This window comes from Domibacillus robiginosus (assembly GCF_000966195.1).
Classification (GTDB): Bacteria; Bacillota; Bacilli; order Bacillales; family Domibacillaceae; genus Domibacillus; species Domibacillus robiginosus.
Window position 1 is genome coordinate 1 of sequence record NZ_LAHL01000004.1, and the last position, 15,618, is coordinate 15,618.

Here is a 15,618-nt window from a genome sequence, read left to right on the forward strand (position 1 = left end):
TAAAACACGGGGTGTTTTTAATGAAAGATAAAAATATAAAACGTTGACGTTTTTATTGATTTTGTTCAGTTTTCAATGTTCAATTTACCTTTTGTTTATCGTCATCACCTGACGACTTAAATAATATACCATGTATAAAAATAAAGAGCAAGCTTTTTTATAAAAAAACAGCCGTTTTTAATAGGCTGTTTTTTTCTCTGCTGTTTCAATGCATAAATCTCTTCTTTGAACCAAATCAATGACTTCTCCATTTACAAGCTGAACCAGCGGTCTCGTTTTATTTACAGGAGAAATAAAAATTACTTTCCCTGTACTTCCATCTGATAATGTTACCTGCATATTCTGCGATAGTTCAGCTACAAGCGAAAACAATGCTTCTGTAACAGAAAGATCGAATTGACCGAACAAATCCTGCTGAATGATTTCCACAGCTTTAAAAACAGACTTTCTTGCTCGGAACAGTCGATCTGTTGTTAAAGCATGATACGTATCAGCCAGGCCGATTAATTGGGAAAGTATATGGACCGAATTCCCTTTCGTACCAGCTGGATAACCAGAGCCGTCCATTCGCTCATGATGCTGATAAACCGCCAGCTTTGCTTCTGGCTTAAGAAGCTTTAGATCCTTTATCATTTTGTAGCTCACTACTGGATGATTTTGTATTTCTTTATACTCACTTTCGGTTAAAGCTGTTTTTTTACTTAGTAAGGACATGGTGATTTTAGACATCCCGCATTCTGCTAAAAAACCTGCTAGTGCTGCTTGAACAATCAGCCCTTTGTCATAATTAAGTTTTTGGGCCATCAGCCCGCTCAGCAAGCTGACTGCTAATGTATGATGATACAAATATTCGTCTTTTCTAGCGTAGGCTGACATTTTTTCAAACTGCTGCGGCTGTTCTAATATATATTCTAATATCGGTAAAATGATTGTGCGTACACGGGCAATTTCCACATTCATTCCGGATTGCCAGCGTTGAAACTCTGCCTTCACACTATTTAACGTTTTAAAATAAAGCTGTTCCATTCGTTCAGCACCCGACAAGGAACGAGTTGATATGGCTGACGGGTTCAGTAATACCAACTGTTCTTCTTGTACAATTACATCCACTGATTGAATGGAAAAAGCATTTAAAAATCGAATATGCTGCTCTGTTAAAATCGTTCCGGCCGCAATAATAGGAGTAGCTGTTGCAGCCATGATAGCTTCTTTCACCTGATACCCCGGCTTGATGTCTTCAATTTTCACGTGCATCTCGTGCCCTCCATTGATTCTTTATACCTAATTATAAAGAAATCAACGTATAAATGATAGATAAAAAAGCGCAGGTATTTGGGAATACCTGCGCTTTTTTTTATTCTTCTGTTTCTTCCTCTTCTTCAAGCGGCTCTTCATCTTCTTTTTCTACTTTTGCTACTGTAGCTACTGTTTCGTTTTCACCAAGACGAATTAGTTTTACGCCCTGTGTGTTTCGGCCGGTAATAGAGATAGTAGCAATATCCATCCGGATCATTACACCACCCATGGTGATCAGCATAAGGTCTTCTTCACCGGTAACAGTCTTAACCGCAATGAGGGCTCCGTTTTTACCAGTAATATTTAGTGTTTTAAGACCTTTTCCACCACGTGTCTGCATACGATATTCTGATTCAGACGTCAGCTTCCCATATCCATTTTCTGTGACGATTAAAATATAATCATTTTCTTCTACAAGCTCCATTCCAACAGCATAATCCCCTTCAGATAAGGTGATTCCTTTTACGCCAGTTGATGTACGCCCCATAGAACGAACATTATCTTCCGGAAAACGAATAAGCATTCCATCGTGGGTTCCCATTACAATATGTTTTTCACCATTTGTTAATCGGACAGAAATAAGTTCGTCTTCATCCCGAATATTCAGAGCGATCAAGCCATTTGTTCGAATATTGGCGTAGTCCATTAACGGGGTGCGCTTCACGATTCCCTGCTTCGTTGCGAAGAAAAGGAATGAGTCCTCTGTGAATTCTTCAACAAACAGCATAGAGTTCACCCACTCATCCTGCTCTACACCAAGCAGGTTTACAAGCGGAATGCCTTTAGCCGTCCGGCTGAACTCCGGAATTTGATAGCCTTTTAATCGATATACTTTTCCTTTGTTCGTAAAGAAAAGGATTGTATCATGGGTTGATGTTGTTAAAAGTTGTTCAACAAAATCATTTTCATTGGTGCCCATCCCCTGAATACCGCGTCCTCCACGGCGCTGGCTCCGGTAAGTCGATATCGGCTGACGTTTAATATATCCTTTATGGGTTAATGTAATAATAATCTTTTCTACCGGAATTAAATCTTCATCCAGCAAATCACCAGGTGCTCCATCGGTAATTTCTGTGCGACGTTTGTCATCGTACCGGTTTTTAATTTCAAGCAGCTCTTCGCGAATAATTTCAAGAATCTTTTCTTCGTCCGCTAAAATCGCTTTTAACTCTCTAATTACCGCGAGAAGGTTTTGATACTCTTCCTCGATTTTTTCACGCTCAAGACCAGTTAAACGCTGTAAACGCATGTCCAAAATGGCTTGGGCCTGTTTCTCAGACAATCCGAACTGCTCCATCAGGCCTTCGCGCGCCATTTCTGTTGTTTGCGAACCACGGATTAACGCAATAATGCGATCAATGTGATCCAAAGCAATACGTAGACCTTCTAGAATATGAGCACGTGCTTCAGCTTTGTTTAAGTCAAACTGTGTACGCCGGCGGATAATCTCCTGCTGATGCGCTAAATAGTGTGTTAAACACTCTTTTAAACTCAGCACTTTTGGATGGCCATCTACCAGTGCCAGCATATTGATTCCAAAGCTTGTCTGCATCGCCGTGTACTTGTATAAGTTATTTAACACAACACTGGCATTAGCGTCACGACGAATTTCCATCACAATCCGCATACCTTCGCGGTCTGATTCATCGCGAAGGTCGGTAATACCATCGATCTTTTTATCACGAACGAGTTCAGCAATACGTTCAATAAGCTTTGCTTTATTTACCTGATATGGGATCTCTGTCACGATGATCGTTTCTTTACCGTTTGCTTTTTCTTCAATTTCTGTCCGCGCGCGTAAAATAATAGAGCCGCGGCCTGTTTCATAAGCACGACGAATGCCGCTGCGGCCCATTAAAATACCGGCTGTTGGAAAGTCAGGCCCCGGGATATAATCCATTAATTCAAGAACAGACAAATCCGGGTTTTTGCTGACCGCAAGCAGCGCATCAATCACTTCACCAAGATGGTGAGGAGGAATATTTGTTGCCATACCAACCGCAATACCGGAAGCGCCGTTTACAAGCAGATTCGGGAAACGGGCCGGCAGCACAACCGGCTCTCTTTCAGAACCATCATAGTTATCCTTGTAATCGATTGTGTCTTTGTTCAAGTCGCGCGTAATTTCCATCGCGATCTTAGACATGCGAGCTTCTGTATAGCGCATCGCCGCGGCGGCATCGCCATCGACTGAGCCGAAATTTCCATGTCCATCAACGAGCATATGGCGGTAGTTAAAATCCTGCGCCATCCGCACCATCGTTTCGTACACAGCTGAATCTCCGTGCGGGTGATACTTACCGATAACATCCCCGACAATCCGGGCAGATTTTTTGTATGCTTTATCGGCTGTCATGCCGAGATCATTCATCGCGTATAAAATACGGCGGTGCACCGGCTTTAAGCCATCACGGACGTCTGGAAGTGCCCGCGATACGATAACACTCATCGCATAATCAAGAAACGATGACCGCATTTCCTGGCTTATATTAATCTCTTTTACGTTAGAGCTTGGCGTGTCAGCCATGAAAAGTCCTCCCTTTAAGAAAAGTACAAGGCGCCCACTTATCGGTGGATAAGCGTTAAAAAGCTTCCCTTACAGCTTACATACTGTTTTTTGAGCCGACTGGCGCCTGAAAATGGATGTTATTAAAAAGCGGGAGCGCCCGCAGCGTACGGGCGCTTTCTCAACTTATATATCAAGATTCTTAACGTATCGGGCATTATCCTGAATGAAATTACGGCGTGGTTCTACTTTATCGCCCATTAAAATTTCAAATGTTTCATCCGCTTCCATTGCATCTGTTAACGTTACCTGAAGCAGTGTGCGCGTGGCCGGATCCATTGTTGTTTCCCATAGCTGTGCTGGATTCATTTCTCCAAGGCCTTTATAACGCTGCAAACTTGGTTTTGCGTTTGCCGGGATATCCTTCATAATTTCATCAAGCTCATGATCGTTGTACGCATAGCTGATATTTTTGCCCTGCTGCACTTTATAAAGCGGCGGCTGGGCAATATATACATAGCCCGCTTCAATCAACGGACGCATATACCGGAAAAAGAACGTTAATAATAGGGTGCGAATGTGGGCGCCATCGACGTCCGCATCGGTCATGATCACTAATTTGTGATAGCGCGCTTTTTCCAGGTCAAACTCTTCGCTAATTCCTGTGCCAAGCGCTGTGATCATGGCTCGAACCTCATTGTTAGACAAAATTTTATCAAGCCGTGCTTTTTCTACATTTAGAATTTTACCGCGCAGCGGCAGGATCGCCTGGAAGTGACGGTCACGTCCTTGCTTCGCTGATCCGCCGGCAGAGTCTCCTTCTACAATGTACAATTCACTGATTTTCGGATCGCGTGATGAGCAGTCGGCAAGCTTACCGGGAAGGCTGGATACTTCAAGCGCACTTTTGCGGCGTGTCAGCTCCCGTGCTTTTTTCGCAGCCATTCTTGCTCGGGCCGCCATCATGCCTTTTTCAACAATTTTCCGGGCCGTGTTTGGATTTTCAAGCATGAATGTTTCAAACCGTCCGGCAAAAATGTTGTCTGTTACGGTTCTCGCTTCTGAGTTTCCAAGCTTTGTTTTTGTTTGTCCTTCAAACTGCGGATCAGGATGTTTCACAGAAATAATAGCGGTTAATCCTTCACGGACATCTTCACCGGATAAATTGGCATCTACTTCTTTTGCAAGGCCATTTTTTCGCGCATAGTCATTGATCACACGCGTCAGCGCTGTTTTAAAACCGGACTCATGCGTCCCGCCTTCATGTGTGCTGATGTTATTGGCAAACGAATAAATATTGCTCGTATAGCCGTCATTGTATTGAAGGGCCACTTCCACATGGATTCCTTCGCGCTCGCCCTCCATAAAAATCGCTTCTTCATGAAGCACTTCTTTTGAACGGTTTAAATGTTCGACATACGATTTAATTCCGCCTTCATAATGATATTCGTTTTTCTTGCCGTCCTCCCGCTTATCTTCAAGTGTGATTTTAATGCCACGGTTTAAAAAAGCCAGTTCCCGAAGCCGCTGAGCAAGCGTATCGTAATCATATACGAGTGTTTCCGTAAAAATCTCACCATCCGGCCGGAAATGAATGTGTGTGCCGGTAATATCTGTTTCACCTACTACCTTTAAGTCCGCCTGTGGCACACCTCGTTTAAATGCTTGGTAATGAATCTTTCCTTCACGGTGCACATATACTTCTAGAAGTGTAGAAAGTGCATTTACAACAGAAGCACCAACACCATGAAGACCGCCGGATACTTTATAGCCGCCGCCGCCAAACTTACCGCCGGCATGCAGGACAGTTAAAATAACTTCTACAGCCGGTCTTCCCATTTTTTCATGAATTCCAACTGGAATACCACGTCCGTTGTCTTTTACAGTAATGCTATTGTCTTCTTCTATGATGACATTAATTTCATCGCAATACCCGGCCAGGGCTTCATCGATACTGTTATCAACAATTTCCCAGACGAGATGGTGCAGTCCTCTTGCACTTGTAGAGCCAATGTACATACCAGGACGTTTTCGGACAGCTTCCAGTCCTTCGAGCACCTGTATTTGATTTTCATCATAGGAAGGTGTCGTATTTTGCGGGTCCATAGTCAAATCCAGTCACCTTCTCTTTCGGTAAAATGATCTTACTTTATTTTTGTTACAGCCCCAGCGGTGACGCTGTAGGCAGAGGCAGCATTTAGAGTGTCATGTTCAATGCCGTCCGTGTTTGTTGTCGTAACAAACGTTTGCACTTTTCCGTGAATCGTATTCAGCAAATGTGACTGGCGGTAATCGTCAAGCTCAGACAGTACATCATCCAGCAGCAAAATGGGGTATTCACCTATTTCTGACTGAATCAACTCGATTTCAGCAAGCTTTACAGCAAGCGCCGTCGTCCGCTGCTGCCCTTGTGATCCAAACGTTTGAATATTTTTTCCGTTCACGTAAAAGAGGAGGTCGTCACGATGCGGACCGGTTAACGTCACACCCCGATCCACTTCTCTCGTCCGGCTTCTCTGGAAAAGATCCAGCAAAGCTGACCTTATCTGCTCGTCACTCTGCTCCTCTTTTATTCCAGCGGCCGGCTCATACACAATGGCCAGCTCTTCAACCCCTCTTGAAATACCGGCATGAAGCGGACCAGCCCACTTTTGAAGCAGATGAATAAACTCAAAGCGCTTTTTTGTTACTTTTACCGCCAACTCCACAAGCTGTTCGGTTAGAACCTCAAGCATTGTAAAGTCAGATGCTTTTTTTGTCTGCAGCTGTTTTAAGTAGTGATTCCGCTGCTGCAGCACTTTATGATAAAGGCTTAAGTCATGCAGATACACAGGCGATACTTGACCGATTTCCATGTCAATAAACCGCCTCCTTACCTGGGGACTGCCTTTTACTAGTGTTAAATCTTCCGGGGCAAACATGACGACATTCATATTGCCGATATATTGGCTAAGACGCGTCTGCTCCAAGTGGTTAACCCTGGCTTTTTTGCCTTTTTTGGAGATCAGAAGCTCAATCGGGAGTGATTGGTGCTTTTTTTGCACTCGTCCCTTTATTTTAGCATATTCCGCTTCCCAACGAATTAAATCTTTATCATTCGAAGTCCGATGCGATTTAGCCATGGCCAGCACATAAATGGACTCGATGATATTGGTTTTCCCCTGGGCATTTTCGCCAATGATGACATTTACAGTATTATCAAATTCAACGAGGAGTGATTCATAATTTCGGTAATTCTCTAAAGCCAGTTGTTCAATGTGCATGCAAAAACACCTTTCGACGGCCCTTAATCACTTTCTTCTTCTGTTCCAAATCCCACTTCATATACGCCATCTCCAGGAATTTCCACTTCATCCCCTTCATATAGCTTTCTTCCTCTTCGATCATCAAGCTCTCCGTTAACGTATACTTCATGTTCACTTAGATACCATTTTGCCTGACCACCGGTTTGAATAATACCGGCTAATTTTAAAAATTGGCCAAGGGTGATAAATTCCTCGTTTTCAGCTTTTTTTGTCATCATAATGTGGTTTCCTCCGTAAACATCTTAGTACTTTATTTTAACATAAATACAAAAAAAGCGGCGCAAATATGCCCCGCTTTTCCGGAGTTTGAATTAATACGTTCGCACCGGCAAGATCAACTGAAGTGTTGAATCATCATGAAGCGGACGAATCACAAATGGACGCATTGCGCCTGTAAATTGAATTTCAATTTCGTTCCCTTCAATCGCTTTGAGTGCATCCATCATATATTTTGCGCTGAATGAGATTTTTAATTCTTCTCCTTCAGACGACAAGCTGTTCACCTGCTCGGTTACTTTTCCAATCTCTGGTGAGTTCGATGAAATTTCAACCATTCCACTGTCCTCGCTGCTCATTTTCACCACATTATTTCTCCCTTCACGTGCCAAAAGAGAAGCGCGGTCTACGGCTTGAAGATATTCTTTTGTATTTAAATCAATTTTTGTTTTGTACTCATCAGGAATCAAGCGGGTTGTGTCAGGATAGTTGCCGTCAAGCAGTCGCGAAAAAAATAATACATGCTTTGAACGGAACAAGACCTGATTTTCTGTCATGACGATTTCAACCGGCTCATTTGTGTCATCTAAAATTTTGCTTAATTCCGTTAAACTTTTTCCAGGAATCACGACGTTGTATTCCCCTGCTGGAAGCCCTTCTGCCGTTGTTTTGCGAAGAGCCAGACGATGGCTGTCGGTAGCTGTACAAATAAGCGTACCATTTTCAATCTTCCAGTTTACACCCGTTAAAATCGGCCGTGTTTCTGAAGTTGATACAGCAAATACCGTCTGACGGATCAATGTTTTAACAAGATCAGCCGGCAGTTTAAAGACATTTTCATCTTCAATTTGCGGCAAGTGAGGATACTCATCGGCATCCTGACCGTTCAAGCTGAATTCCGCATGTCCTGAACGAATGATCGTTTGAAAAGAAGCAGATGTTTCAAACTCAATCGTCGAAGCCGGCAGCTTGCGGACAATCTCATTGAAAAAACGGGCGTTTAAAACTACCCCTCCCGTTTGCTCGATCGAAGCAATGGATACATCCCCTTCTTCACTTGGAATAAACGATTCAATGGAAATATCGGAGTCGCTTCCCGTTAAGGTGATTCCCTCGTCTGACGCATGAATTTTAATACCCGTCAAAATGGGAATGGTTGTTCTTGAACTTACTGCTTTCAGGACATCTTGTACGCCGGCAGCAAGCCGGTCTTTTTGTATGGAAAATTTCATAGGGATCCCTCCGAAATTATTTTAAGATAGCAACTCGCTTATTGGCGAATTTAATATTTTTATATTAAAAAAATAATAGACGTAGTAGTAGGCGCTGTTGATTTGTGGATAAGTATATAAAAATGAAGAAATAACAGCCTATCCACATGTGGACAGACTGTTGATGAGCGCCCTTTTTTATTCACAGTTTATTAAGCTTTTAAAATGGTGATAATTTCATTTATTTTTTGAGCGGCAGCAGGATCTGTTTCCATGAGCTTTGAGATTTTCTCATGGGCATGAATAACAGTCGTGTGATCGCGCCCTCCAAACTCCTCGCCAATTTTAGGAAGTGAAAAATCAGTTAATTCACGCGACAAATACATAGCGACCTGCCTCGGAAAAGCAACCGATTTTGTCCGCTTTCTTGCTGTAAAGTCCTCCAGGCGGATTCCGTACTGCTCTCCAACTACCCGCTGAATATCCGGAATGGTCACGGATTTCGGACGGGCCCCTGGAATAATATCTTTTAAAGCATCTGCTGCTACTGTTGCGTTCACTTCTTTGTTAATTAAAGAAGAATAGGCAACAACACGGATCAATGCCCCTTCAAGCTCACGAATATTTGTGTCAATTTGATTGGCGATATACAGCATCACTTCATTTGGCACATCAAGGTTTTCAGCGCGGGCTTTTTTGCGCAAAATGGCAATCCGTGTTTCAAGATCGGGTGGCGTAATGTCAGTGATCAGTCCCCATTCAAAGCGGGAACGCAGCCGGTCTTCAAGAGTCGGGATTTCTTTTGGCGGCCGGTCACTAGAAATAATAATCTGCTTGCTTTCTTCATGCAGCGTATTGAATGTATGGAAAAATTCTTCCTGTGTTTGTTCTTTTCCAGCCAAAAACTGAATATCATCAATAAGCAGCACATCAACATTCCGATATTTGTTGCGAAATTCTACTGCTTTGTTGTCTCGGATAGAATTAATGAATTCGTTTGTGAACTTTTCGGATGATAAATATACAACTTTAGCATCCGGGTTATGCTCCAGCACATAGTGCCCGATTGCATGCATTAAATGGGTTTTGCCCAGCCCTACTCCTCCATAAATAAAAAGAGGGTTATAAGCTTTTGCTGGTGCTTCTGCTACAGCAAGAGACGCTGCATGGGCAAATCGGTTGCCGGATCCGATGACAAACGTATCAAACGTATATTTCGGATTCAGCATACTTTGAATAGTCGCTTCACCGCTTGGTTTAGGCGGTGGTGCTGGCTGCCCGGCACGCTGCGAGGGCGGTACATACGATTCCATGTCATGAACATCCGGCGAAATAAAGTAAACATCAAGCTTTTCGCCTGTTAATTCATCAATAATTTCAGAGGTTAAATGCGTATAATGTCCTTCGAGCCAATCGCGATTAAAAAAGTTAGGTGCTGCTACTACAATTGCATCTCCATGGAGAGAATGCGCTTTAGTAGACTTGACCCATGTTTCGTAGCTCGGCTTGCTAATCCGCGTTTGAATACGCTCCAGCACTTTATTCCATAAATCATCGATGTTCTCCATTGGCCCCTCCTTACTGACTGTCAGTGCAGTTTGTTTAACGTTTGTATAACCCAATTAGTTAAGTATTCATAATTATGCATGACAATGTTTGTTAGTAAATATATAATAAGATAAAACTAGTTTTTCGACAAAATCTACAGGTTGTGGATAAAAATAAAAACACCCTGTTTATTATTTTTCCACACATTATCCACAGTTGTGGATATATAATATGTCGAATTTAGTTATCCAGAGTGAAAACAAAATAATAATAGCAGAAAAAGTGAGAGGTTGCAATGACTTCAATGGATTATCCACAGGCTTTTTCCCTCTGTGAAAATGATTGTCCACAGGGTGAGGACTTGTGAAGGAATCATAGAAGAAGCTGTGGATAATCAAAAATGCCGTCGATTGCTGTCCACAAATGAAAAATGAACGGTAAAAGACATCTTTTGTATAACCTTCATTCCTTATCAAAAAGACAGTAAAATAATTCTGATCCTTAAGCTCTTTAAAAGATGGTTGACAGGATGGCCCCTGGTCCTTATAATTAACAAAGACTGTTTTGAAAATATGAATTTGAAAACCTCAGGGAGGTGTTTTAATATGAAAAGAACGTATCAGCCTAACAAACGTAAAAGAAGCAAAGTTCATGGTTTCCGTGCACGTATGAGTTCTAAAAACGGCCGCCGTGTTTTAGCAAGCCGCCGTGCTAAAGGCAGAAAAGTACTATCTGCATAAGACCACTGACCATTTCAGTGGTCTTTTTTTAGGATTACAGGAAGCGGTCTACAAAGGCGTCGCAGCGAAAAGCTGCGAGATCCGCCTTTGTTCTATATGAATGAAAAGCCGGCAGGTGGCATAAATGAAAAAATCATTTCGCATTAAAAAAAACAATGATTTTCAAACGGTCTTCAGCAAAGGGAAGTCGTTCGCAAATCGCCAGTTTGTTGTGTACATGTATAAAAAAGAACAAAATGTTCCGTTTCGGATCGGCTTGTCTGTCAGCAAAAAGCTGGGTAATGCTGTTGTACGCAACCGTATCAAGCGCTGTATAAGACAAAGCTTTACAGAATTAAAAGAAGATATTAAACCCGGCTGGGATTTTATTATTATTGCCCGAAAGCCGGCAGTGGACATGTCTTGCGCACAAGTAAAGGAAAGTCTTGTACACGTATTAAAGCTGGCGCGGGCACTTCAGCGAAAATAATTAAATGAATAAGAAAGAATTAAGCCAATGACAGGGGGCGCAACCGCTTGAATAAAAGAACGCTTTCATTCCTGATCGTGGCTCTTTTTTCCGTCCTGCTGGCAGGATGTACGGAAGTAAACCAGGAAATCACAGCAGAAAGTGAAGGGTTCTGGAACGAATACGTTATTTATCCACTTTCTCAGTTTATTACCGCTACATCTGATCTCGTGGGCGGCTACGGTCCTGGTATTATCGTTGTCACGATTATTATTCGGATCATTATTTTGCCGCTTATGATCAAGCAGACAAAAAGTGCTAAAGCGATGCAGGAGATTCAACCTGAAATTAAGAAAATTCAAGAAAAATACAAATCAAAAGATGCACAGACGCAGCAAAAGCTGCAGCAGGAAACGATGGCGCTATTTCAAAAGCATGGGGTAAACCCACTGGCCGGCTGTTTCCCAATTTTAGTGCAAATGCCGATTATTATCGGTCTTTACCAGGCTATTATGCGGACGGGCGAAATTAAAAACCATACTTTCTTATGGTTTGATTTGGGCTCACCGGATATTATTTTATCTGTTTTAGCTGGTGTTTTTACCTTCATCCAGCAAAAACTAATGATGTCAGGACCTGCAAGTGATAATCCGCAAATGAAAATGATGCTTTATCTGATGCCGGTCATGATTATTGTGTTTGGGATTACCCTTCCATCGGCACTTGCTTTGTATTGGGTAGTCGGCAGTATTTTTATGATTATTCAAACATTGCTTATTGGCAGAAACAAACCAGTGCAGGATGCAGGGATGTAATGGTAGAAGAAAAAAGACATTGCTCTTTACGAGTAATGTCTTTTTTTGTTTAAAAAAAGGACTGATTTTCCAAATTAAATGGTATAAGCAGACGAAAAAGTTATCAACATGTGGATGAATCTGATCCTTTTTTTCACAGCCTGGCTGTGGTATTCTATTTATTTAGGGAATCAAATAAAAGCCAATAGGCAATCACATATATGAACAGTTATATGAAAGAGGTGAACAAAGTGGAATTTGATACAATTGCGGCTATTTCAACTCCCCCTGGGGAAGGAGCTATTGCAATCGTCCGATTAAGCGGCAGTGAGGCTATTTCAATTGCAGATAAAGTTTTTCGTGCCCCTGGAGAAAAGCAATTGTCCACAGTACCGAGTCATACCATTCACTACGGTCATCTGATCGAGCCATCCACAGGACGCATTGCCGAGGAAGTAATGGTCTCTTTAATGAAAGGGCCAAAAACGTTCACGCGCGAAGATGTAGTCGAAATCAACTGTCACGGAGGTATTACAGCAGTTAATCGTGTGCTTCAGCTTGTACTAAATGAAGGAGCGCGTCTTGCAGAACCAGGAGAATTCACGAAGCGAGCATTTTTAAATGGCCGCATTGATTTATCACAAGCAGAAGCCGTAATGGATTTGATTCGTGCCAAAACAGATAAAGCAATGAACGTTGCTTTAAATCAAGTGGAAGGGCGGCTGTCCCGGCTGATTGCAGGGCTTCGTCAGGAGATTCTTGAAACATTGGCGCACGTGGAAGTAAATATTGACTACCCCGAATACGACGATGTAGAGGAAATGACCCACCGCGTGCTTCTTGAAAAATCACAGTTCGTTCAATCCGAAATTGAAAAACTGCTTCGGACAGCTGAACAAGGGAAGATTTTGCGTGAAGGGCTGTCGACAGTCATTATCGGACGTCCGAATGTTGGTAAATCTTCACTTTTAAATGCACTCGTGCAAGAAAACAAAGCGATTGTCACAGACATTCCCGGCACAACACGGGATGTCATTGAGGAATATGTGAATGTGCGCGGTGTACCGCTTCGTCTTGTGGATACAGCAGGCATCCGGGAAACAGAAGATATTGTAGAGCGAATTGGTGTGGAGCGTTCAAGAAAAGTATTAAAAGAAGCGGATCTTATTTTACTGGTTCTGAATTATTCAGATGATTTAACGCCGGAGGATGAAAAGCTGTTCGAAGCAGCCGCCGGTATGGATGTAATTGTTATTGTGAACAAAACGGATCTTGAACCGAAAATAAATATGGGGCGCGTGCGGGAACTGGCTGGCAGCAGCCGTCTTGTAACAACCTCACTGCTTGAGGAAAAAGGGATTGATGAGCTTGAAGAAGCCATTGCCGGCTTGTTTTTCTCAGGTGCAGTTGGTGCGCAGGATATGACATATGTATCAAATTCACGTCATATTGCCTTACTAAATCAAGCAAGCCGTTCAATCACAGATGCGATCAACGGAGTAGAAGCAGGCGTGCCTATTGACATTGTTCAAATTGATTTAACGAGAACATGGGAGCTGCTCGGCGAAATTATCGGCGAAAGTGTCCACGAAAGTTTAATTGATCAGCTGTTTTCACAATTTTGCCTTGGAAAATAAGCAACGGAAAGGAATAAAAGCAGCATGAATTATTATGAAGCAGGCGAATATGAAGTGATTGTCATTGGAGCAGGCCACGCTGGCGTAGAAGCAGGCCTTGCTTCTGCACGGACAGGTGCCAATACGCTAATGATTACGATTAACCTTGATATGATCGCTTATATGCCATGTAACCCGTCTGTCGGCGGCCCGGCAAAAGGAATTGTCGTTCGGGAAATCGACGCGCTTGGCGGTGAAATGGCAAAAAATATTGATAAAACACATATTCAAATGAGAATGCTGAATACAGGAAAAGGACCAGCCGTGCGGGCACTTCGCGCGCAGGCAGACAAAGTACTATATCAGCAGGAAATGAAAGAAACGATGGAAAACGAGCCGAACTTAACGCTTATTCAAGGGATGGCCGAGCGTTTAATCGTAGAAGATGGAGAATGCCGCGGTATCATTACACAAACAGGTGCGGTGTATCGTTCCAAAGCCGTTATTATTACAAGTGGAACCTTTATGCGCGGAGAGATTATTCTCGGTGATTTAAAATATTCCAGCGGTCCGAACAATCAGCAGCCTTCCATAAAGTTATCCGAGCATTTAGAAGAACTCGGGTTTGAGCTTGTCCGCTTTAAAACAGGCACACCTCCGCGCGTAAACAGCCGGACGATTGATTACTCAAAAACAGAAATTCAGCCGGGTGATGATGTTCCTCGCGCATTCAGCTATGAAACAAAAGAATATATTACCGATCAGCTGCCGTGCTGGCTGACTTATACAAATGAAGAAACACATAATATTATTGGTGAAAACCTGCATCGCTCTCCAATGTATTCGGGTGTCATTAAAGGACGCGGACCACGCTACTGTCCATCTATTGAAGACAAAGTCGTTCGTTTTAATGATAAGCCACGCCATCAGATTTTCCTTGAACCAGAAGGGCGGAAAACCGAAGAAGTATACGTTCAGGGCTTTTCTACAAGCTTGCCGGAGGATGTACAATATCGCATGCTTCGTACCATTCCAGGTCTTGAAAAAGCACAGCTTATGCGTGCAGGATATGCGATTGAGTACGATGCAGTAGTGCCGACACAGCTATGGCCGACATTAGAAACAAAACGAGTGAAAAACTTATACACAGCCGGGCAGATTAACGGTACATCGGGTTATGAGGAAGCAGCGGGGCAAGGTTTAATGGCTGGTATTAATGCGGCATGCCGTGTACTTGGCAAGGAAGAAGTAGTATTAAGTCGTTCAGACGCTTATATTGGGGTTATGATTGACGACCTTGTAACGAAAGGAACAAGTGAACCATACCGTTTATTAACTTCTCGTGCGGAATATCGCCTCCTTCTTCGCCATGATAATGCAGATCTTCGCTTAACAGAAATCGGCTACAACATCGGTACGATTTCTGAAGAACGCTATGCGGCTTTTACGACGAAAAAAGAAGCGATTGCCGCTGAAATTGAGCGGTTAAAGGCAACGATTATTAAACCAGATGAAAAAACACAGGCGTTAATTCGTGAAGCGGGTGGAAGCGAGCTGAAAGACGGCATTCGCGGAGCGGATCTTCTTCGCCGTCCGGAAATGACATATGAAGCGATCAAGCAGCTGATCCCGGCAGACGCTACACTTGATGAAGAAGTGGAAGAACAGGTAGAAATCCAAATTAAATATGAAGGGTATATCGAAAAATCCCTTCAGCAGGTCGACCGAATGAAAAAGATGGAAAACAAAAAAATACCGGTTGATATTGATTACGATGCAATCAGTGGTATTGCAAATGAAGCACGGACAAACTTAAAAGAAGTCCGGCCGCTTTCCATTGCACAGGCTTCACGTATTTCAGGCGTGAACCCGGCTGATATCTCCATTTTGCTTGTTTACATTGAGCAGGGCCGTGTTGCACGGACCAGCAGCGAATAA

12 protein-coding genes are annotated in these 15,618 nt (G+C 42.8%); 5 read left to right on the forward strand and 7 right to left on the reverse strand.

Annotated features, from left to right (window positions below):
* Positions 1-177 precede the first annotated feature (177 nt).
* From VP97_RS03045 to dnaA, 7 genes are all read right to left on the reverse strand, one after another.
* Positions 178-1,254 carry an HD-GYP domain-containing protein gene (locus tag VP97_RS03045; protein ID WP_050180211.1) on the reverse strand — a complete coding sequence of 359 codons (1,077 nt, stop codon included), beginning with the start codon at positions 1,252-1,254 and terminating at the stop codon, positions 178-180.
* Positions 1,255-1,354: 100 nt separating this feature from the next.
* Complete coding sequence (gyrA, locus tag VP97_RS03050; protein ID WP_050180212.1) at positions 1,355-3,823, reverse strand: DNA gyrase subunit A; 2,469 nt, start codon at positions 3,821-3,823, stop codon at positions 1,355-1,357.
* A gap of 165 nt (positions 3,824-3,988) precedes the next feature.
* Entirely contained in the window at positions 3,989-5,908 is a 1,920-nt protein-coding gene (gene gyrB, locus VP97_RS03055; protein ID WP_050180213.1) for a DNA topoisomerase (ATP-hydrolyzing) subunit B, read from the reverse strand.
* Positions 5,909-5,946: 38 nt separating this feature from the next.
* Positions 5,947-7,065: a DNA replication/repair protein RecF gene (gene recF, locus VP97_RS03060; protein WP_050180214.1), complete on the reverse strand. Its 1,119-nt coding sequence runs from the start codon at positions 7,063-7,065 to the stop codon at positions 5,947-5,949.
* A gap of 23 nt (positions 7,066-7,088) precedes the next feature.
* On the reverse strand, positions 7,089-7,325 hold the full coding sequence (yaaA, locus tag VP97_RS03065) for a S4 domain-containing protein YaaA (protein ID WP_050180215.1): 237 nt from the start codon (positions 7,323-7,325) through the stop codon (positions 7,089-7,091).
* Positions 7,326-7,418: 93 nt separating this feature from the next.
* Positions 7,419-8,555: a DNA polymerase III subunit beta gene (dnaN, locus tag VP97_RS03070; protein WP_050180216.1), complete on the reverse strand. Its 1,137-nt coding sequence runs from the start codon at positions 8,553-8,555 to the stop codon at positions 7,419-7,421.
* A 191-nt stretch (positions 8,556-8,746) separates the two neighbouring features.
* On the reverse strand, positions 8,747-10,102 hold the full coding sequence (dnaA, locus tag VP97_RS03075) for a chromosomal replication initiator protein DnaA (RefSeq protein ID WP_050180217.1): 1,356 nt from the start codon (positions 10,100-10,102) through the stop codon (positions 8,747-8,749).
* Positions 10,103-10,687: 585 nt separating this feature from the next.
* Between dnaA and rpmH the strand changes: the two genes are divergently transcribed.
* The 5 genes from rpmH to mnmG all read left to right on the forward strand — a co-directional run bounded on the left by rpmH (position 10,688) and on the right by mnmG (position 15,618).
* On the forward strand, positions 10,688-10,822 hold the full coding sequence (rpmH, locus tag VP97_RS03080; protein ID WP_046180646.1) for a 50S ribosomal protein L34: 135 nt from the start codon (positions 10,688-10,690) through the stop codon (positions 10,820-10,822).
* A 124-nt stretch (positions 10,823-10,946) separates the two neighbouring features.
* A complete protein-coding gene (gene rnpA / locus VP97_RS03085) occupies positions 10,947-11,291 on the forward strand; it encodes a ribonuclease P protein component (protein ID WP_050180218.1) in 345 nt (114 codons plus the stop codon).
* A 47-nt stretch (positions 11,292-11,338) separates the two neighbouring features.
* A complete protein-coding gene (spoIIIJ, locus tag VP97_RS03090) occupies positions 11,339-12,085 on the forward strand; it encodes a YidC family membrane integrase SpoIIIJ (RefSeq protein WP_050180219.1) in 747 nt (248 codons plus the stop codon).
* 230 nt (positions 12,086-12,315) lie between these two features.
* A complete protein-coding gene (mnmE, locus tag VP97_RS03095) occupies positions 12,316-13,701 on the forward strand; it encodes a tRNA uridine-5-carboxymethylaminomethyl(34) synthesis GTPase MnmE (RefSeq protein WP_050180220.1) in 1,386 nt (461 codons plus the stop codon).
* A 24-nt stretch (positions 13,702-13,725) separates the two neighbouring features.
* The gene (gene mnmG / locus VP97_RS03100) at positions 13,726-15,618 is read left to right on the forward strand and encodes a tRNA uridine-5-carboxymethylaminomethyl(34) synthesis enzyme MnmG (protein WP_050180221.1); all 1,893 of its coding nucleotides are present in this window, start codon (positions 13,726-13,728) and stop codon (positions 15,616-15,618) included.